We start from the raw sequence: 18219 nt of genomic DNA, 5'->3' as shown, positions 1-18219 counted from the left end.
ACAAGCCAACGGGAAACGGCCGCGAGGACCGACATGGAACCCTGAGGAGGTTTCCCGTGACTGAAGCCGTGCGCATCGATGGTGCGCAGAGCACCGAAGCCGTGATCGACAACGGCACGTTCGGCACCCGCACCATCCGTTTCGAGACCGGCCGGCTGGCCCGCCAGGCGGCCGGCTCCGCCGTCGCCTACCTCGACGACGAGACGATGGTGCTGTCGGCGACCACCGCGTCCAAGAAGCCGAAGGACAACCTCGACTTCTTCCCGCTGACCGTGGACGTCGAGGAGCGGATGTACGCGGCCGGGCGCATCCCCGGCTCGTTCTTCCGCCGCGAGGGCCGGCCCTCCGAGGACGCGATCCTCACCTGCCGGCTGATCGACCGGCCGCTGCGCCCGTCGTTCACCAAGGGCCTGCGCAACGAGATCCAGGTCGTCGAGACGATCATGGCGCTGCACCCCGACCACCTGTACGACGTCGTGGCGATCAACGCCGCCTCGATGTCCACGCAGCTGGCCGGGCTGCCGTTCTCCGGCCCGATCGGCGGCGTCCGCGTCGCGCTGATCGAGGGCCAGTGGGTCGGCTTCCCGACGCACCCCGAGCTGGAGCGCGCCACCTTCGACATGGTCGTCGCCGGCCGCGTGCTGCCGGACGGCGACGTCGCGATCATGATGGTCGAGGCGGAGTCCACCCGCGACACGATCAAGCTCGTCGGCGAGGGCGCGACCGCCCCGACCGAGGAGACCGTCGCCGAGGGCCTGGAGGCGGCCAAGCCGTTCATCAAGGTCCTGTGCAAGGCGCAGAGCGACCTCGCGGCCGTCGCCGCCAAGGAGACCCGCGAGTACCCGATCTTCCTGGACTACCAGGACGACGTCCTCGCCGCCGTCACCGACACCGTCGGCGGCGACCTCGCCCAGGCGCTGACCATCGCCGGCAAGCAGGAGCGCGAGGCCCGCCTCGACGAGATCAAGGCGGCCGCCGCCGAGAAGCTCGCCGAGCAGTTCGAGGGGCGCGAGAAGGAGATCTCCGCCGCCTACCGCGCCGTCACCAAGAAGCTGGTCCGCGAGCGGGTCATCCGCGACGGGGTGCGCATCGACGGCCGCGGCCTGAAGGACATCCGCCAGCTCACCGCGGAGGCGCACGTCGTCCCGCGCGTGCACGGCTCGGCGCTGTTCGAGCGCGGCGAGACGCAGATCATGGGCGTGACGACGCTGAACATGCTCCGCATGGAGCAGACGATCGACACGCTGAACCCCGAGCGCACCAAGCGCTACATGCACAACTACAACTTCCCGCCGTACTCCACCGGTGAGACCGGCCGAGTCGGCTCGCCGAAGCGCCGCGAGATCGGGCACGGCGCGCTCGCCGAGCGCGCCATCCTGCCGGTGCTGCCGTCGCGCGAGGAGTTCCCGTACGCGATCCGGCAGGTGTCGGAGGCCCTCGGCTCGAACGGCTCCACCTCGATGGGCTCGGTCTGCGCGTCCACCATGTCGCTGCTGGACGCGGGCGTCCCGCTGAAGCAGATGGTGGCGGGCATCGCGATGGGCCTGATCAACGAGGGCGACGAGTACGTCACGCTCACCGATATCCTCGGCGCCGAGGACGCGTTCGGCGACATGGACTTCAAGGTCGCCGGGACCCGTGACCTCATCACCGCGCTGCAGCTCGACACCAAGCTCGACGGCATCCCCGCCTCGGTGCTGGCCGCCGCGCTGAAGCAGGCCAAGGGTGCGCGCCTCGCGATCCTGGACGTCATGCAGGAGGCCATCGAGGCGCCCGCCGAGATGAGCCCGAACGCGCCGCGGATCATCACGATCAAGGTTCCGGTCGACAAGATCGGCGAGGTCATCGGCCCCAAGGGCAAGATGATCAACTCGATCCAGGACGACACCGGCGCCGACATCACGATCGAGGACGACGGCACCATCTACGTCGGCGCGACCGACGGCCCGTCCGCCGAGGCCGCGCGGCAGGCGATCAACTCGATCGCCAACCCGCACATGCCGGAGGTCGGCGAGCGGTTCCTCGGAACCGTCGTCAAGACCACCACGTTCGGCGCGTTCGTGTCGCTGCTGCCCGGCAAGGACGGCCTGCTGCACGTCTCGCAGATCCGCAAGCTGCACGGCGGCGCCCGGATCGAGAACGTCGAGGACGTCATGGGCGTCGGCGAGAAGATCCAGGTCGAGGTCACCGAGATCGACCAGCGCGGCAAGCTGTCGCTGGTGCCGGTCGAGGTGGTCGAGCGCGAGGGCGCCGAGAAGGGCGACGCGGACGGCGACGCCGCCGAGACGCCGGCCGGCGGCGAGTCCGGCGAGCGGCGCCCGCGCCGGGACGACGGCGAGCGCGCCCCGCGCCGCCGCCGCACCCGCCGCGGCGACGACGCGGGCCAGCGCAACTCCTGATCCCGTTCGACGACCGACCGGCCGTCCCGCAGCCTCCGCCCGGCCGTCCTCCTCCGAGGACCGGCCGGGCGCCGGCTGCGGGGCGCGCCGGTCGGCCGCTCTCACCGACTTTCCAACGACGGAATGTGAGCGACACGTGACCCTGCCGGCGCGGGCGCAGGAGCCCGGCACCACCACGACGATCCACATCGACGGGGCCGGCGCGGTGCGCCGCACCGTGCTGCCCGGCGGGCTGCGGATCATCACCGAGACGATGCCGACCGTGCGGTCCGCCGCGTTCGGCATCTGGTCGGCGGTCGGCTCCCGCGACGAGGCGCCCGCCGACGCCGGCGCCAGCCACTACCTGGAGCACGTGCTGTTCAAGGGGACGCGGCGGCGGTCGGCGCTGGAGATCTCGGCGGCGGTCGACGCGGTCGGCGGCGACCTCAACGCGTTCACCGCCAAGGAGTACACCTGCTACTACGCGCGGGTGCTGGACGCCGACCTGCCGCTCGCCGTGGACGTCGTCTCCGACATGGTCGCCGAGTCGGTCAACCGGCCCGAGGACGTCGAGGCCGAGCGCGGCGTGATCCTCGAAGAGATCCACATGCGCGACGACGACCCGGGCGACCTGATCCACGACGAGTTCTCCACCGCGCTGTACGGCGACACCCCGCTCGGGCGCCCCATCCTCGGCAGCGAGGACTCGATCAACGCGCTCTCCCGGGACCGGATCCACGGCTACTACCGGGAGCACTACGTCCCGTCCAACCTGGTCGTGTCGGTGGCGGGCAACATCGACCACGACGAGGTCGTCGGCCTGGTGTCGCGGGCGTTCGCCGAGCACCTCACCGGCGACGCCGAGCCCGCCGCGCCCCGGCTGGACGGCGCGCCCGCGCCGCTCGACCCGCGCAGCGTGGTGATCGACAAGGACACCGAGCAGGCGCACATCATCCTCGGCGGCGCCGGCGTGTCCCGCACCGACGAACGCCGGTTCGCGCTCGGCGTGCTGAACGCCGCGCTCGGCGGCGGCATGTCGTCCCGCCTCTTCCAGGAGATCCGGGAGAAGCGCGGCCTCGCCTACTCGGTCTACAGCTACACCGCCCAGTACGCCGACTCCGGCATCTTCGGCGTCTACGCGGGCTGCCAGCCGGCCAAGGCCGAGGAGGTCCTGTCGATCTGCCGGGACGAGCTCGGCAAGGCCGCCGCGGAGTGCCTCACCGACGAGGAGCTGGAGCGCGGCAAGGGCCAGCTGCGCGGCGCCATGGTCCTCGGCCTGGAGGACACCGGCTCCCGCATGAGCCGCATCGGCAAGAGCGAGCTGGTCTACGAGTCGCTGCTGCCGGTGGACGAGGTCCTCGCGCGCATCGAGGCCGTCACGCTCGACGACGTCCGCGCGGTCGCCCGGGACGTCCTCGCGGCTCCGCAGGCCCTCACCGTCATCGGCCCGGTCGGCGACCGCGACTTCACGTGACTTGTCGCACCGCCCTCGGCGCCGGGCGCTAGAGCGCCCTCCTCCAACGGGCGTCGCGGCGGCTGCTCACCCTGTTGGTCGCCGACGACGACTGACGCTTGTTAAGCGGACCGGGGTCCGCTAATCTTCGAAGGGTAACCGGACTGTGGTCCGCATGCCCTTTGTCGAGAGGCCCCCATGTCACGCCTGCTGCACATCTCCGCGTCCCCCCGAGGCGCCGAATCGGAGTCCCTGGCGATCGCCCGGACGTTCACGGACGCCTACCGCGAGGTCCACGGCGACGTCGTCGACCACTTCGACCTGTGGGACGGCACGCTCCCCGAGTTCGGGCCCGCCGGGGCCGGCGCCAAGATGGCCGTGTTCGCCGGGGCGGACCCCGCGGGCGAGGAGGCCGCCGCGTGGCGGGCCGCCCGCGCCGTCTTCGAGCGGTTCGACTCCTACGACCGGTACCTGTTCAGCGTCCCGATGTGGAACTCCGGCGTCCCGTACATCCTCAAGCAGTTCATCGACGTGGTCTCCCAGCCCGGCTGGGTGTTCGCCTTCGACCCGGAGGAGGGGTACACGGGCCTCCTGCGCGGCAAGAAGGCCGTTATCGCCTACACCAGCGCCGTCTACGGCGAGGACCGCCCGAGCGCGTTCGGCCGCGACCACCAGGCGCCGTTCCTGGAGGGCTGGCTGCGCTGGGCGGGCATCGCCGACCTCGCCCGCGTCGAGTTCCGCCCCAACCTCGCCACGCCCGACGCCGACGTGGGTCGCCGTACCGCGCACGCGATGGCGCGCGAACTCGGCAAGCGCTTCTGACGGTAGGCTCGGGCCGGACGCCAACCGGGAGGAACACGTGATCAAGGTCGGGGTGCTGGGCGCGCGGGGACGCATGGGAGCCGAGGTGTGCCGCGCCGTGCAGGGGGCCGGCGACATGGAGCTCGTCGCGGCCGTCGACCAGGGGGACGCGCTCGACGCGCTCACCGCCGCCGAGGTCGTCGTCGACTTCACCCACCCCGGCGTCGTCATGGACAACCTCAAGTGGTGCGTCGAGCGCGGCCTGCACGCGGTCGTCGGCACCACCGGGTTCGACCCGTCCCGGCTCGACACGGTCCGCTCCTGGCTGACCGACGAGTCGTCCGGCAACGTGCTCATCGCCCCGAACTTCGGGATCGGCGCGGTGCTGATGATGCACTTCGCGCAGAAGGCGGCCCCGTTCTTCGAGTCCGTCGAGATCGTCGAGACGCACCACCCGAACAAGGCCGATGCCCCGTCCGGCACCGCCTACCGCACCGCCGAACTGGTCGCCGCCGCCCGCGCGGAGGCCGGCGTGTCCCCGCCCCCGGACGCCACGACGTCCGAGATCGACGGCGCGCGCGGGGCGGACGTCGACGGGGTCCGCGTGCACGCCGTCCGCATGTCGGGCGCCGTCGCGCACCAGGAGGTCGTCCTCGGCGGCCACGGTGAGCTGTTCACCATCCGGCACGACTCGATGAACCGCGAGTCGTTCATGCCGGGCGTCCTGCTCGCCGTCCGCAAGGTCCCCGAGATGGACCGCCTGACGCTCGGCATCGAGTCGCTCCTCGGCCTGTGACGGACCCTGTGACGGACCCTGTGACGGACCCTGTGATGGACTTCGCCGCCGACCCCTGGGACTACCTCGCCGCGTCCGAGGCGATCGACATCGAGCACCCGCTCGTCCAGTCGATCGCCTCGGAGCTGCGCACCGGCGACGACATCGCCTACGCGCACGCCGCGTTCGACTACGTCCGCGACCAGGTGCCGCACTCGATGGACACCGGCGACCACCGCGTCCCCTGGCGCGCGTCCGACGTCCTCGGCCAGCGCACCGGCCTCTGCTACGCGAAGTCCCACGCCTACGTCGCCCTGCTCCGCGCGGGCGGCATCCAGGCGGGCCTCTGCTACCAGGAGTCGTCCGGAGTCCTGCACGGCCTCACCGCCGCCCTGGTGGACGACCGCTGGGTCCGCCTCGACCCCAGGGGCAACAAGCCGGGCGTCGACGTGGAGTTCTCCGCGTCCGAGGACCGCCTCGCCTACCCCGGCGACCCGATCTACCCCACGGTCTACGCGGCGCCGCCCGACGCCGTCCTGGAGGGCCTCAAGGCCATGCCCGAGCCCACGGGCCTCCCGGCCCTGCGCCCATGAGCCTGCTCCCATGAACCTGCGCCCGGCGACACCCGCCGACTACGACCGCATCATCACCGTCGTGGACGACTGGTGGGGCCGTGAAGTCCACCAGATCCTTCCCCGCCTCTTCCTCGACCACTTCCACCGCACCAGCCTCGTCGCGGAAGCGGCGGACGATCTGGCGGGGTTCCTCGTCGGCTTCATGTCCCCGTCCCTTCCCGACACCGCCTACATCCACTTCGTGGGCGTGGACCCCCGCTTCCGCGGCGCCGGCCTGGCCCGCCGCCTCTACGGGACCTTCTTCGCCCTGGCCCGCGCCGACGGCCGCACCACTGTCCGCGCCCTCACCTCCCCGCAGAACACGGGCTCGATCGCGTTCCATGCGTCCATGGGCTTCACCGCGACCCCGGCCCCGTCCCACGACGGCCCGGAGACCGGCCGAGTGCTCTTCCACCGGTCCCTCCCCACCTCCCGCTGACCGCGCCGGAACGGGGGTTGTGCGCGTTCAGGGCCGGGGCCTAGCGTTCGCCGGGTGGAGGCCGAGTTCGCGCGGGACATGTGGAAGGTCGTCGAGCCGCTGCACGCGGTGTCGTACTTCGCGGAGGAGTGCCTGGCGGCCAACAGGGACGTCGGGCGAGATGCCGTTCCCCAACCCGATCGGCCTGCCCCGCGTCGGGTAGCCGCTCAGCGGGGCGAGGCCGGGTTCGGGAAGCCGTACTTGTGGAACAGCTTCTGCGCCGTGGGCGTCAGCAGCCAGGACACGAACGCGTTCGCCGCCTCCTGGTGCTCGGAGTCCTCGACGACGGCGGCGGGGAAGGAGGTCATGACGTTCATGTCCGCCGGGATGGGGACGCTGCTCGCCGCGACGCCCGCCGAGCGCATGTCGGTGATGTAGACGATGCCCGCGTCGGCCCCGCCGGAGCGGATGCGGTCCAGGACGGCCCGGGCGCTGATCTCCTCGGAGCTCCACCGGACGGTCAGCCCCGCCTTCGCGAGGACCTGGCGGGTGTAGCGGCCCACCGGGACGCCGGCCGCGCCGACCACGACGCGCAGGCCCGGCCGGCCGAGGTCGCGCAGGTCCCGGACGCGGCGCGGGTTGCCCGGCCTGACCGCGATGGTGAGCGTGTCGTGGGCGATGATCCGGGGGCGTCCGGCCAGGTATTCGGCGGCGTCCCGCATGCTCGCCGGGTCGCCGGTCACCAGGACGTCGCCGGAGACGTGCTCGGACAGCCGGTCCACCATCTCGGGGGAGCCGCCGAACTCGAAGCGCACCCGCACGCCCGGATGCTCCTGGTGGTAGGCCGTCCCCACCTCGCCGAACACTTCCGTCAGCGACGAGGACGCGAGGACGGTCAGCGTCACGGGGCCGGACGTGCCGCCGCAGCCCGCGCCGAGGCCGGCCGGGACGAGCGCGGCGAGCAGCGCGGACGCGCGGAGCCGCCGCCGTCGGGGGGAATCGGGCATATGGCCTCATCCTAGGGTCGGGCCCTTCGCGCGCCCGTGATTCGGCGTGGCGTGTCAGTGGCGCGCACTAATGTTTCCGGCAACTGGAGATCACGTCCTCGGAGGCCCGACGATGTCCCTCGACCTGATGGAACTGCTGCCCGGTGACTGGCGGGAGCGGCTCGACCCGCTGCTCGACCCGATCGCCACCGCCGCGCTGGGCGCGTTCGTCGCGGGGGAGTACGCCGCCCAGACCGTCTACCCGCCGCGTGAGGACCTGTTCAGCGCGTTCCGGCACTGCCCGTTCGACCGCGCCCGCGTGCTGATCCTCGGGCAGGACCCCTACCACGGCCCCGGCCAGGCGCACGGGCTCAGCTTCAGCGTCCGCGACGGGGTGCGGCTGCCGCCGTCGCTGCGCAACATCTACAAGGAGCTGGCGACCGATCTCGACGTCCCGGCCGCCGCGTCCGGCGACCTCACCCGCTGGGCCGACCAGGGCGTCCTGCTGCTGAACGCGGTGCTGACCGTGCGCGCCGGCGAGGCGGGCTCGCACGCCGGCAAGGGCTGGGAGGACTTCACCGACGCCGCGATCCGCGCGCTGAACGACAAGAGCGAGCGGGTCGTCTTCGTGCTCTGGGGCGCCTACGCCCGCAAGAAGGCCCGCCTGATCACCGGGCCGCAGCACACCGTGATCGAGTCGGCGCACCCGAGCCCGCTCAGTGCCAAGAAGTTCTTCGGGACGCGCCCGTTCAGCGCCGTCAACAAGGCCCTCGTCGACGCCGGCCTCCCCGAGATCACCTGGGGCCCCGAACCGGTCACCGGCTGAGGCGCGGCGCGGGGCCTCACCCGCGCGGGGGAGGGGCGGGTGCGGTTTCACCCGGCGGCGGGAAGAGCGGCGGGCGCCGGTCCGGGCATCGTCGGTGCCATGACCGTTTCAGTTCAGCCGCTCGCCCTGCCGCGCGCCCGCCCCGGCGGGCCGGGGCCCCTGCGCCTCGCGGTGTGCGCGGCGACGATCGCCGCCTGCGTCCCCTACCTCACGATCAAGATCGCGTGGCTGTCCGGCAGCACGGCCGGGTGGAACGACGCCGCCGCCGCGCGGGACTCGGCCCTGTACGTCGGCAACGCGATCACCATGGGCATGGACGCGGTGGCCGTGCCGGTCGCGCTGGCGTTCACGTTCCGGTGGGGCCGGCGGATCCCGGCCTGGCTGGTGCTGGCGCCGATCTGGGTCGCGGTCGGGCTGCTCGCGCCGATCGTCCTGGCCGTACCGCTGGGGACGCTGCTGCAGGCGCTGTTCTCCACCGAGCCGCTCACCGGCGGCGAAGGCCCGGTCCAGGGCTGGGTGTACGGCGTCGTCTACACGGGCTTCACCGTGCAGGGGCTCGGTCTGCTCGCGGCCTTCGTCCTGTACGCGCGGGAACGGTGGGCGGACGTCTTCACCGTCCGCACGAGGGACGTCCCCAAGGGCGCCACGCAGCCGCTGCAACTGCTCATGGCGCGGACGGCGGGCGTGTTCGCCGCGGTCTTCGCGGCCGCGCACCTCTTCTGGGCCTTCGGCGGGACGGCGGGGCTCCGCGGGGACGAACTCGCCCACAGGACCGTGACGCAGCAACTGGCCGACGGCGTGTGGGGCGTGCTGGCGCTCGCCGGGGCCGCCGCCCTCCTGGCGATCGTCCGGCGCCGCGGCCGTCCGGAACGCCTCCTGGTGCCGCTGGCCGCAGCCTGGGTCGGGGCGGCGGCCACGTTCGCCTGGTCGCTCTACTCGCTCCTCGTGACGCTCGCCCAGCCGGGCTTCCTGGCGTCCGGCACGACCGCGGCGGCGAACCTGACCGCGCTCGGCGGGCTGCTCGCCGGGATGCTCATGGGGGTTGCCGGAGCGGTCCTGCTCACCGAGCGTCAGAGCGCCAGGCCGACCGCCAGCAGCACGCCGTAGGCGATCTGGAGGCGTCCGGTCTCGCCCAGCACCGGGATGAGGGCGGGGCCGGACGCGCCCTGCAGCACCTTCTGCGTCGGCGGCAGCGTAAGCGGCGCCGCGAGCAGCGCGATCAGCGCCCACGGGTGCGGCGCCGACAGCGCCAGCACGAACATGAACGGCAGCGCGGTGCAGGCCGCGTACAGGATGCGGGTCCAGGGGCCGCCGAGCACCACGGCGAGGGTCCGCTTGCCCGACTCCCGGTCGGTCGGGATGTCGCGCAGGTTGTTCGCGACGAGCATCGCGCAGGCCAGCAGCCCGATCGGCACCGCCGCCGCCCACGCCTCCCACGGGAGCTTCTCGACCTGGACGTACACCGTCCCGACGACGGCGACGAGGCCGAAGAAGACGAACACCGACACCTCGCCGAGCGCGCGGTAGCCGTACGGCTTCTTGCCGCCCGTGTAGAACCAGGCGGCGAGGATCGCGAACGCGCCGACCAGCAGCAGCCACCAGGTCGTCACGGCGGCGAGCACCAGCCCGGCCACGGCCGCGGCGAGGAAGCAGGCCAGCGCGGCGCCGAGCACCTGCTTCGGCGGCGCGACCTTCGACCCGACGAGGCGGAGCGGGCCGACGCGGTCCTCGTCGGTGCCGCGGACGCCGTCGCTGTAGTCGTTGGAGTAGTTCACCCCGATCTGCAGGATGAGGGCGACGAACGCGGCGAGGACGGCGCGCCACCAGACGGGCTCGCCCTCGCCGACCGCGACGCCGGTGCCGACGACGACGGGGACGAGGGACGCGGGCAGGGTGCGGGGCCGGGATCCGGCGACCCATTGGGTGAGCGTGGCCACAGTTACCGCTTGTTCTCGTGGGACGACAGGGGGACTACCGCTTCGATTCTTCCCGATGGCGATCACCGCTCGGGCGCAGCCGCAGCGACACGGCGAGCCCGACCGCGAGGATCGCCGCGGTGGTGAGCGCCGCGTGCCTGGTCGCGACGGCGAGGCTCGCGTCGGCGGCGCGCGCCTCCGCCGCCATGCCGGGGGCGGCGTGCAGGTCGCGGCCGTACGTCCCGGCGCTCTCCCGCAGGTCGTGCGCCACGGCCGCCTGCCGGTCGGGCGGCAGCGCCGAGTCGGTGGCGAGCCGGTCGGCCATCGCGTGCCCGAGGCTCGTCGCGAACACCGTCCCGATGGCGGCGATGCCGAGCGCCGCGCCGACCTGCCGGGCCGTCGACTGCGTCCCGGACGCCTGCCCGGACTGCTCCGGCGGGACGTCCGCGAGCGACACGTTCGTCAGCTGCGCCGACGTCAGGCCGAGGCCGAGCCCGTAGAGCAGCATCCACGGCGCGAGGCCGAGCCCGCCGGTCGTCGCCGACACGGTGAGGCCCAGCGCGACGACGGCGGCGACCTCCAGCACCATGCCGATCTGCACGACCCGGTGGGCGCCGCGCCTGTTCGCGAGCCTGCCCGCGAACCCGCCGGACAGGAACGCGCCCGCGGCGAGCGGCAGGATCGCCACGCTGATCTCCAGCGGGTTCGTGCCGTGCACGCCCAGCAGGAACAGCGGCAGGACGAACAGCAGCCCCAACTCGCCGACGTTGATGAGGGACGAGGCCAGGTTGCCGCGCCGGAAGTTCGGGATGCGGAACAGCTCCAGGTCGAGCATCACCGGGCGTCCGGCCGCCGCCCGGGACCGCTCCACCACGACGAGCGCCGTGATCAGCAGCGCCCCGAGCGCGAGGACGACCGGGACGGGCGACAGCGCCGTCTCCGGCCAGTCGAACCCGGCCACCGTGAACGTGCGCGTCGGGGTCCACCAGCCGTACGTCTGGCCCTCGATGATCCCGCACACGACCGCGCCGAGCCCGAGCGCGGACAGCAGCCCGCCCGCCCAGTCGATCTCCCGCCGCGCGCTCGCGGAGCCCGGCCGCCGCGTCTCGGGCAGCAGCCACAGCGCCCCGGCGACGAGCAGCGCGCCGAGCGGCAGGTTGATCCCGAAGGCCCAGCGCCAGCCGCCGCCGGTCGCGACGGCCCCGCCGAGCAGCGGGCCGAGCGCGGCCATGCCGCTGATCATCGAGCCCCAGAACGCGAAGGCGACGGCGCGGTCCCGCCCGGTGAAGACGGCGTTCAGCGTCGACAGCGTCGCCGGCATGATCATCGAGGCGCCGACGCCCTGCAGGGCCCGCGCGCCGATGAGCGCCGTGCCGCCCCCGGCCAGCGCGGCGGCGACGCTCGCCGCCGCGAACACCGCGGTGCCGAGCACGAACAGCCGGCGGCGCCCGAACAGGTCCCCGGCCCGCCCGAACGGGATGAGCAGCGCCGCGAACACCAGCGCGTACACCGAGGTCACCCATTCGGCGTCCGAGGTCGTGAGACCCAGGTCCGTGACGATCCGGGGCATCAGCACGCCGAGGATCGTGGCGTCCACGATGATCAGCGAGACGCCGAGGCTGAGGACGAGCATGCCCAGCCGGCGGTGCCGGACGGCGGGCGCCGCCGCGGCGGGGGCGCGCTGCGGCGTCAGGAAGGTGGGCTCGGGCACGGCTTCAAAGATATTGCCGGGCCGGGTGTGCACCTCACCGACCCCTGCTTACGCACTGATGTCGGTGTGCAGGCGGATCTGCCGGACGGGCTCGCCCATGTCCAGCGTGCGGGCCGTCCCGTCGGGCGCCCAGCCGGCCGAGCCGAGGAACGTCCGGGTGACCTCGTCGTCCTCGAAGACCCAGCTGACCATGGTGGTGAAGCCGTCCTCGCGGAGCAGGTCGGCGGTCGCGGCGAGCAGCCGGCTGCCGTGCCCGGCGCGGGTGTGCAGCGGGTCGACCAGCAGCGTGATCAGCTCCGCCGCGGCGGCGTCGAGATCGTCGTCCTCGGCGGGGCCGTGCGCGGCGAACCCCACGACCAGGTCGGACGCGACCGCGACCAGCAGGCGGTGCCGGGGCGTCGGCGGCGCGGTCGCGGCCTGCGCCCACCGGTCCCGCCACGTCTCCACCGCGGCGGGCGCGGTCACCTCGTCGAGGACGCCCGCGGGCAGCAGGTCGCGGTACCCCTGCCGCCACGCCCGCACCTGGATGTCGGCGACGGCGGCCGCGTCCGCCCGCCGCGCGGGCCGCACCCCCACATCGGCCATGCCGCCCCCGTCCGATCGCTGGAAACCCGCCGCCCACCTTAGCGATCTCGGACCGATCAGCCGGACGCGGCCTTCCCGTGGACGGGGTCCTCAGGTGGGCGCGGTCTTCCGCCGGGCGCGGTAGGCGCGGGTCTTGGTGCGGTTTCCGCAGACGCTCATCGAGCACCAGGCGCGGGACCGGTTCTTGGACGTGTCGAGGAACGCCCAGCGGCAGGTGTCCTCCTGGCAGACCTTGAGCCGGGGCCACGTGCCGGCGGCGACGGAGTCCATGATCGCGGCGGCGAGGCGGGCGAGGCCGGCGGCGGCCGTGCCGGACGGGTCGAGCGGGACGAGCGCGGGACGCGGGCCGGTGAGCGTGATCCGCAGCGGCAGGGCGGCCAGCGCGTCCTCCAGGTCGTCGGGGAAGCCGGCCTCCTGCGGCCCGTGGTGGGCGGACATGGCCTCGCGGAGCCCCTCCCGGAGCGCCGCGGCCATGCGCAGGTCGGCGTCTCCCGCTCCGGCGGCCGCCGGGACGAGCCCGCGTTCGGCGAGCCAGCCGCCGAGCGCGGCCGGCGTGGCGATGTCGTCCGTCGCCGACTCGACGTCGAGCGTGTTGACGAAGTCCGCCAGGAGCAGCGCGGGGTCTCCTTCGGCGTGAGCGTCGGCCATAACCCCTCCTGCGTGTCCACTGAGAACTCTACCAACGCGCAACACCGTCATTAAGGTTTGACCGGTTGCGTCTTGGAAACACCGGCGTTACGGTTTAGATGGTGTCAACGAACGGGAGCCACGAGATGAATCCGCTGCCATACCTGGCGAGCCTCGCCATGCGGCACGCATGGGCGGAGCGCGAGTACGCGCGGCTGCACGCCGACATCGTCGAGGCGCGGCTCACCGCCCGCGCACGCCAGGCCGAGCGCGGCACCCGGATGCGCCGCTGGCTCCTCGACGGCGTGCCCGACCGGATCGGCGGACGGCGCCGCGCCGCCCGCCCGCGGCGCCGTCCGCAGGCCGCGCCGTACTGCGCGCGCGCCGCCGCGCACTCGGCCGGAGCCGTCCGGCTGGCGGGAGGCGCCCGATGACCCCGAAGGTGGGCAACCTCGTCATCGACTGCACCGACCTGGGCGCCATGGCGGCGTTCTGGGGCGAGCTGCTCGGCATGAAGACGACCGCGGAGGACGACGACTGGCTCGACCTGGAGCCCCTGGGCGGCCACGGGCCGATCCTGTCGTTCCAGCTCGTCCCCGAGGGCAAGACGATCAAGAACCGGCTGCACCTGGACCTGGACGTCCCCGACGTCCGCGCCGCGGGCGACCGCGCGGCCGGGCTCGGCGCCGTCCCGGCCGGCGAGCCGATGGGACACCCGGAGCGGCCGTTCCAGGTCTGGCGCGACCCCGAGGGCAACGAGTTCTGCTTCTGCACGATCTGACCGGCGGCCCCGGCCGCGAGGGCCGGCACCGGCCGCCGGTCAGCGCGCGGTCATGACCGCACCACCGGGTCCGACCGCACCACCGTGGCGAGCCGGCGGACGCCCTCGGCCAGTTCCGGCTCCGAGGCCGCCGTCCCGTAGCTGATCCGCAGGTACGGGGCGGGGGCCTCGGCGGGGAAGAAGGGCCGCCCCGCGCTGACCAGGACACCGGCGCGCAGGGCGGCCTCGGCCAGCGCGGTGTCGTCCACACCGTCCGGCAGCCGCGCCCACAGGTGCAGGCCGCCCGCCGGGCGGTTCACCCGCAGCTCCGGCAGGTCGCGGGCGAACGCGGCGAGCAGCGCGTCGCGGCGCGCCCGCAGCGCCGCCCGGACGGTCCGCAGGTGCCGCGGCCAGCCCGGCGAGCTGACCAGTTCGAGCAGCGTCTCCTGCAGCGGCCGGGCCGGGAAGAACTCCTCGACGAGCTGCGTGGCGCGGATCCGCTCGGCGACCGGGCCCCGCGCGACCACCGCGGCGATCCGCAGGCTCGGCGCGGTCGCCTTGGTGAGCGACGCGATGTGCACGACCCGGCCCTCGGTGTCCTCGGCGATCAGCGGCGGCGGTGGCGGCTCGATGCCGAGGTGCCGCGCGAAGTCGTCCTCCACCACGAAGGCGCCCGCCGCGCGCGCCACGTCGAGGACCCGCGCGCGCCGCCCGGCGCTCAGCACCGCGCCGGTCGGGTTGTGGAAGGCCGGCTGGCAGTACAGGACCCGTGCCCCGCTCACCGCGAACGCCTCGGCGAGCAGGTCGGGGCGGATCCCGTCCGCGTCGACCGGGACGGGCACCGGGTGCAGGCCGCTCGCCCGCGCGATCGCGAGGACGCCCAGGTAGGTCGGCGACTCGACCAGGACGGGCGAGCCGGGCGGCAGCAGCGCCCGCAGCACGGTCGTCAGCGACTGCTGCCCGCCGCTGGTGACCACCACGTCGGCGGGGGAGACGGCGCCGCCGACCGTCCGGGCGAACCAGGCGCGCAGCTCGGGCAGCCCGCCGAGCGCCGGCATGGCCCAGGCGTCCGGGCGCCGGGCGGCCCGCGCCGCCGCCGCGGCGAGCGCCCGCACCGGCTGCAGCGCGGGATGCAGGTAGCCGCCGCTGAGCGGCACCACGCCGTCGGGCGCCGGGGTGAGCAGCCACGAGACGCCGGACGGGTCCACGGACCGGTCGCCGAGCGTCACCGCCTGCCAGCCGAAGTCGGCGGGCTCCGCCGTGGCCGGCCGCCGGCCGGCGGCGAACGCCCCGCTGCCCGGCCGCGTCACGACGAGGCCCTCGGCGGACAGCAGCCCGAGCGCCCGCGACACCGTCACCGGGCTGACCCGGTGCCGCTCGACCAGCGCCCGGCTGGACGGCAGCCGCTCGCCGGGGCCCATGCGGCGGACGTCGGAGCGCAGCGCGTCGGCGAGCGCCGCCACACTGCTATCGTTCTTCATGAAGACCAAGGATAGCGCTACTGTCATCGCGCCGATAGCGGAGAACGCCCCCGGGCGGGGGCTCTGGCTGGCCGCACTCGGCGTCCTGATCTTCTCTTTCACCCTCCCCACCACGGTCTTCGGGCTGGACGGCCTGGACCCGTACGTGATCGGCGTCGGACGATCGGCCGCCGCGGCCGTCCTCGCCGCCGCGGCACTGCTATCGGTGCGGGCCCGCCCGCCGCGCCGCGACCAGTGGGCCGGACTCGCGGTCGTCGTCGCCGGAGTGGTCTTCGGCTTCCCGGTGCTCAGCACGCTCGCGCTGGACCACGGCGCCTCGTCCGCGCACTCGGCGGTCGTGGTCGGGCTGCTGCCCGCCACCACCGCCGCGTTCGGCGTGCTGCGCGCGGGGGAGCGGCCCTCCCGCGTGTTCTGGCTCGCGTGCGCGGCCGGCGCCGGCTGCGTCACCGGCTTCGCGGTGGTCCGCGGCGCCGGCCGCGTCACGGCGGCCGACCTGCTGCTGTTCGGCGCGCTCGTCGCCGCGGCGGCCGGCTACACCGAGGGCGGCCGGCTGGCCAGGGACATGCCCGGCTGGCGCGTCATCTCGTGGGCGCTGGTGCTGGCCGCGCCGATCACCGTCCCGGTGACCGCGTGGCTGCTCGCCACGACCCACCCCGACTGGACGGGACGCGCCGTGCTCGGCTTCGGCTACGTCTCCGCGCTCTCCGCCTACCTCGGGTTCTTCGCCTGGTACGAGGGACTCGCGCGGGCCGGGATCGCGCGCGGCGGCCAGGTCCAGCTCGTCCAGCCGATGCTGACCCTGCTCTGGTCGGGGCTCCTCCTCGCCGAGCCGGTCGACGCCACGACCGCGCTGGCCGCCGTCGCCGTGCTGGTCTGCGTGGCCCTCACCCAGCGGGCCCGCGTGGGCCGCGTCCCGGCCGCCGGGCGCGCCGTCAGTCCTTGACGATCTGGGCCAGCAGCGTCACGACCCCGACGCCGACGCCGATGGGGATCGCGAACCGCGGGGCGGCGGCGGTCAGTGCCGCGGCCCCCGCCGCGACGATGATGATCACGAGTGCGCGGGTGCTGATCATGGGGCGCGGTTCGCCGTGCCGCTCGGGCGGCACCCGCGATTCCGGTGGTACTCGCATGCCGGTTCGACCTCCATCCGGACGGACGGTAAGACCGGGGCGGCTTCCCGTCGGGACGACGGGCGACACCGCTGAGCCGCCTCGTGGTCACAGGGTTCCCCGGATGTCAACGGTTGCCGCGCGCGCCGCGCGATCAGCGCCCAAACCATGATCGTTTCATGGGTGATCCCTGGTCGCGGGTGTCCGGAGCGCCGCGCCGATCCGGGATCATTGCGCTATGGAGCGCAAAGGGCGGGTCGCGGGTGTTCTGGGCAGGGCGCTGCGCTGGGCCGGGTGGACCGCGGCCTACCTGCTCGGCCTCGCGGCGCTCGTCCTCGCCGGGGCGTGGGTGTGGTGGCAGCCCGAGCCGCAGGCCCGGGGCACCGAGGCCAACGGGCTGTGGGCCCGGCACCAGTGGGTGGGGGAGCCGCACACCGACGCCGAGTACCGCGCGTTCGGCGACCTCCTCAAGCGCAACCGCATCACCGACGTGTTCTTCCACGCGGGCCCCTTCGAGGCGGACGGGACGGTCCCCGCCGCCAGGTACCGCTACGCGCCGCAGCTCATCGAGGCCATGCGCGAGTACGCGCCGGGCGTCCGCGCGCAGGCGTACCTGGGGCAGATCCGGGTGGTGGACGGCAAGGGCGTCATCGACCTCGACGACCCGGCCGTGCGGGAGCGGGTCCTGGAGTCCGACGCGGCCTTCCTGGACCTCGGGTTCGACGGCGTCCACTACGACTTCGAGCCGGTCTACCCCGACGACCGCGCGTTCATGACGCTCATGGACCAGACCCGCGAGCTCACCCGGAGGCGGGGCCGGCTGCTGTCGGTGGCGCTGGAGCAGCCGACGCTCGCCGACCGGCTCCAGCCCGTCTACAAGGCGCTGATCCCGCGCACCGGCGCGGTCCACTACCCGCCGCGGCCGACCGGGGACTTCCTGCGCGCCGTCGCCGCCCGCGCCGACCAGGTCGCGATCATGACCTACGACGTGTCGCTGCCGACGCGCTCGCTCGCCGGATGGCACTACGCCCGGCACACCCGGGCGACGCTGGAGCTCATCGGCGACCGCACGACCGTCTTCATCGGCGTTCCCACCTACCGCCCTCTCATGGAGTGGGCGGAGGACCAGCAGGTCGCGCTGCGCGGCGTCCGGCGCGGGATCGACGGGCTGGACCGTCCGCCCCGGCGCCCGTACGGCGTCGCCGTGTACGCGGGCTGGACGACCCGCGACGACGAATGGGCCCGTTACCGATCCACCTGGCTGCCTCGCACGACAGAAAGTCCTGCCGGTTGAGAAACCTGCCCGGCCACGTTCCGATTCTCTTGTACACGCAGGTAGAAAGGGTTGGGTAGCTCTTCACCTTCGGGGGTATTGCCCCGTGCGGAAGTCAAGACAGGGCCTGCGGATGGCAAAGGAAGTGGGGACGAGGCCGATGGGCGTTCAGCAGACCGCGCGGTGCGACGCCGACCGGATCGGCGAGCTGTCAGCCGAGTTCGCCGGCTGGCGGATCGGCCGGGGCGGGTCCGGACTCTGGTGGGCCGTCCGCGGCAACGATCTCGTGCGCACTCCCGACGTCGAGGAGCTGCGCGTCCGGCTCCATGAGATGACCGCTGGGTCACGTTATCCAACCGAGTCCCGGAAGTGGCCGGACTGACCCCGTAACGCGGCATTTGCGTGCCACGATGTGCTGTGGGAGTCGTCGCCACGCGTACCCCCGAGCGTGTGGCGGCGGCTTCTCCCCTTTCCGTACGACCTGCGGGTCCAAGTCGAACGGCCGG

The 18219-nt window shown here is 73.7% G+C and carries 20 protein-coding genes; 13 read left to right on the top strand and 7 right to left on the bottom strand.

Going from position 1 to position 18219, the window contains the following annotated elements; all coding sequences use genetic code 11:
- The first annotated feature begins 74 nt into the window (after window positions 1-74).
- The 6 genes from SM611_RS10470 (at window position 75) to SM611_RS10445 (ending at window position 6460) form a co-directional block, all read left to right on the top strand.
- Window positions 75-2399, top strand: coding sequence for a polyribonucleotide nucleotidyltransferase (locus SM611_RS10470; protein WP_371949480.1), 2325 nt, complete (start codon window positions 75-77; stop codon window positions 2397-2399).
- Between the two features lie 136 nt (window positions 2400-2535).
- Window positions 2536-3852, top strand: coding sequence for a M16 family metallopeptidase (locus tag SM611_RS10465; RefSeq protein ID WP_371949100.1), 1317 nt, complete (start codon window positions 2536-2538; stop codon window positions 3850-3852).
- A gap of 177 nt (window positions 3853-4029) precedes the next feature.
- Complete coding sequence (locus SM611_RS10460) at window positions 4030-4653, top strand: FMN-dependent NADH-azoreductase (RefSeq protein ID WP_371949099.1); 624 nt, start codon at window positions 4030-4032, stop codon at window positions 4651-4653.
- 37 nt (window positions 4654-4690) lie between these two features.
- Complete coding sequence (gene dapB, locus SM611_RS10455) at window positions 4691-5428, top strand: 4-hydroxy-tetrahydrodipicolinate reductase (protein ID WP_371949097.1); 738 nt, start codon at window positions 4691-4693, stop codon at window positions 5426-5428.
- Between the two features lie 20 nt (window positions 5429-5448).
- The gene (locus SM611_RS10450) at window positions 5449-6000 is read left to right on the top strand and encodes a transglutaminase-like domain-containing protein (RefSeq protein ID WP_371949096.1); all 552 of its coding nucleotides are present in this window, start codon (window positions 5449-5451) and stop codon (window positions 5998-6000) included.
- A 10-nt stretch (window positions 6001-6010) separates the two neighbouring features.
- Window positions 6011-6460, top strand: a complete 450-nt coding sequence (locus SM611_RS10445) for a GNAT family N-acetyltransferase (RefSeq protein WP_371949094.1) — start codon at window positions 6011-6013, stop codon at window positions 6458-6460.
- Window positions 6461-6666: 206 nt separating this feature from the next.
- On the opposite strand, the gene modA is transcribed toward SM611_RS10445, so the two are convergent.
- On the bottom strand, window positions 6667-7446 hold the full coding sequence (gene modA / locus SM611_RS10440; RefSeq protein WP_371949093.1) for a molybdate ABC transporter substrate-binding protein: 780 nt from the start codon (window positions 7444-7446) through the stop codon (window positions 6667-6669).
- 112 nt (window positions 7447-7558) lie between these two features.
- Between modA and SM611_RS10435 the strand changes: the two genes are divergently transcribed.
- Window positions 7559-8251: a uracil-DNA glycosylase gene (locus SM611_RS10435; RefSeq protein WP_371949092.1), complete on the top strand. Its 693-nt coding sequence runs from the start codon at window positions 7559-7561 to the stop codon at window positions 8249-8251.
- 99 nt (window positions 8252-8350) lie between these two features.
- Window positions 8351-9358 (top strand): hypothetical protein, encoded by a 1008-nt coding sequence (locus SM611_RS10430; protein WP_371949090.1) that lies wholly within the window; start codon window positions 8351-8353, stop codon window positions 9356-9358.
- Here the strand turns inward: SM611_RS10430 and SM611_RS10425 are convergent.
- From SM611_RS10425 to SM611_RS10410, 4 genes are all read right to left on the bottom strand, one after another.
- A complete protein-coding gene (locus SM611_RS10425; protein ID WP_371949088.1) occupies window positions 9322-10188 on the bottom strand; it encodes a 1,4-dihydroxy-2-naphthoate polyprenyltransferase in 867 nt (288 codons plus the stop codon). The genes SM611_RS10430 and SM611_RS10425 overlap by 37 nt on opposite strands.
- 34 nt (window positions 10189-10222) lie before the next feature.
- The gene (locus tag SM611_RS10420) at window positions 10223-11878 is read right to left on the bottom strand and encodes an MFS transporter (protein ID WP_371949086.1); all 1656 of its coding nucleotides are present in this window, start codon (window positions 11876-11878) and stop codon (window positions 10223-10225) included.
- 48 nt (window positions 11879-11926) lie between these two features.
- A complete protein-coding gene (locus SM611_RS10415) occupies window positions 11927-12463 on the bottom strand; it encodes a GNAT family N-acetyltransferase (RefSeq protein WP_371949084.1) in 537 nt (178 codons plus the stop codon).
- 90 nt (window positions 12464-12553) lie between these two features.
- Window positions 12554-13111: a CGNR zinc finger domain-containing protein gene (locus tag SM611_RS10410; RefSeq protein ID WP_371949082.1), complete on the bottom strand. Its 558-nt coding sequence runs from the start codon at window positions 13109-13111 to the stop codon at window positions 12554-12556.
- Between the two features lie 125 nt (window positions 13112-13236).
- On the opposite strand from SM611_RS10410, the gene SM611_RS10405 reads away from it, so the two are divergent.
- Together SM611_RS10405 and SM611_RS10400 are read left to right on the top strand one after the other, a co-directional pair.
- Entirely contained in the window at window positions 13237-13524 is a 288-nt protein-coding gene (locus SM611_RS10405; RefSeq protein ID WP_371949080.1) for a hypothetical protein, read from the top strand.
- Entirely contained in the window at window positions 13521-13871 is a 351-nt protein-coding gene (locus SM611_RS10400) for a VOC family protein (RefSeq protein WP_371949078.1), read from the top strand. Before SM611_RS10405 ends, SM611_RS10400 begins: the two co-directional genes overlap by 4 nt.
- Window positions 13872-13921: 50 nt before the next feature.
- Here SM611_RS10400 and SM611_RS10395 read toward each other — a convergent pair whose 3' ends face one another.
- Window positions 13922-15331: an aminotransferase-like domain-containing protein gene (locus SM611_RS10395; RefSeq protein WP_371949076.1), complete on the bottom strand. Its 1410-nt coding sequence runs from the start codon at window positions 15329-15331 to the stop codon at window positions 13922-13924.
- Here SM611_RS10395 and SM611_RS10390 point away from each other — a divergent pair.
- Window positions 15330-16274, top strand: coding sequence for a DMT family transporter (locus tag SM611_RS10390; RefSeq protein ID WP_371949074.1), 945 nt, complete (start codon window positions 15330-15332; stop codon window positions 16272-16274). The two genes, SM611_RS10395 and SM611_RS10390, sit on opposite strands and share 2 nt — an antisense overlap.
- Here the strand turns inward: SM611_RS10390 and SM611_RS10385 are convergent.
- The gene (locus SM611_RS10385; protein WP_371949072.1) at window positions 16264-16461 is read right to left on the bottom strand and encodes a hypothetical protein; all 198 of its coding nucleotides are present in this window, start codon (window positions 16459-16461) and stop codon (window positions 16264-16266) included. The genes SM611_RS10390 and SM611_RS10385 overlap by 11 nt on opposite strands.
- A 217-nt stretch (window positions 16462-16678) precedes the next feature.
- Between SM611_RS10385 and SM611_RS10380 the strand changes: the two genes are divergently transcribed.
- Together SM611_RS10380 and SM611_RS10375 are read left to right on the top strand one after the other, a co-directional pair.
- The gene (locus tag SM611_RS10380) at window positions 16679-17734 is read left to right on the top strand and encodes a glycoside hydrolase family 18 protein (RefSeq protein WP_371949071.1); all 1056 of its coding nucleotides are present in this window, start codon (window positions 16679-16681) and stop codon (window positions 17732-17734) included.
- Window positions 17735-17873: 139 nt separating this feature from the next.
- Complete coding sequence (locus SM611_RS10375) at window positions 17874-18095, top strand: hypothetical protein (RefSeq protein ID WP_371949070.1); 222 nt, start codon at window positions 17874-17876, stop codon at window positions 18093-18095.
- Window positions 18096-18219 lie beyond the last annotated feature (124 nt).

The organism is Actinomadura monticuli (assembly GCF_041463655.1).
In the GTDB taxonomy this organism is placed as follows: Bacteria; Actinomycetota; Actinomycetes; order Streptosporangiales; family Streptosporangiaceae; genus Spirillospora; species Spirillospora monticuli.
The sequence above is the reverse complement of the archived record's forward strand: the minus strand, read 5'-3'. Positions and strand labels throughout refer to the sequence as shown.

Coding starts and splice junctions, on each gene's coding strand:
- SM611_RS10460 (WP_371949099.1), top strand. CDS start 4,030: ATGTCACGCCTGCTGCACATCTCCGCGTCCCCCCGAGGCGCCGAATCG.
- SM611_RS10445 (WP_371949094.1), top strand. CDS start 6,011: ATGAACCTGCGCCCGGCGACACCCGCCGACTACGACCGCATCATCACC.
- modA (WP_371949093.1), bottom strand. CDS start 7,446: ATGCCCGATTCCCCCCGACGGCGGCGGCTCCGCGCGTCCGCGCTGCTC.
- SM611_RS10435 (WP_371949092.1), top strand. CDS start 7,559: ATGTCCCTCGACCTGATGGAACTGCTGCCCGGTGACTGGCGGGAGCGG.
- SM611_RS10430 (WP_371949090.1), top strand. CDS start 8,351: ATGACCGTTTCAGTTCAGCCGCTCGCCCTGCCGCGCGCCCGCCCCGGC.
- SM611_RS10415 (WP_371949084.1), bottom strand. CDS start 12,463: ATGGCCGATGTGGGGGTGCGGCCCGCGCGGCGGGCGGACGCGGCCGCC.
- SM611_RS10410 (WP_371949082.1), bottom strand. CDS start 13,111: ATGGCCGACGCTCACGCCGAAGGAGACCCCGCGCTGCTCCTGGCGGAC.
- SM611_RS10405 (WP_371949080.1), top strand. CDS start 13,237: ATGAATCCGCTGCCATACCTGGCGAGCCTCGCCATGCGGCACGCATGG.
- SM611_RS10400 (WP_371949078.1), top strand. CDS start 13,521: ATGACCCCGAAGGTGGGCAACCTCGTCATCGACTGCACCGACCTGGGC.
- SM611_RS10390 (WP_371949074.1), top strand. CDS start 15,330: ATGAAGACCAAGGATAGCGCTACTGTCATCGCGCCGATAGCGGAGAAC.
- SM611_RS10395 (WP_371949076.1), bottom strand. CDS start 15,331: ATGAAGAACGATAGCAGTGTGGCGGCGCTCGCCGACGCGCTGCGCTCC.
- SM611_RS10385 (WP_371949072.1), bottom strand. CDS start 16,461: ATGCGAGTACCACCGGAATCGCGGGTGCCGCCCGAGCGGCACGGCGAA.
- SM611_RS10380 (WP_371949071.1), top strand. CDS start 16,679: ATGGAGCGCAAAGGGCGGGTCGCGGGTGTTCTGGGCAGGGCGCTGCGC.
- SM611_RS10375 (WP_371949070.1), top strand. CDS start 17,874: ATGGGCGTTCAGCAGACCGCGCGGTGCGACGCCGACCGGATCGGCGAG.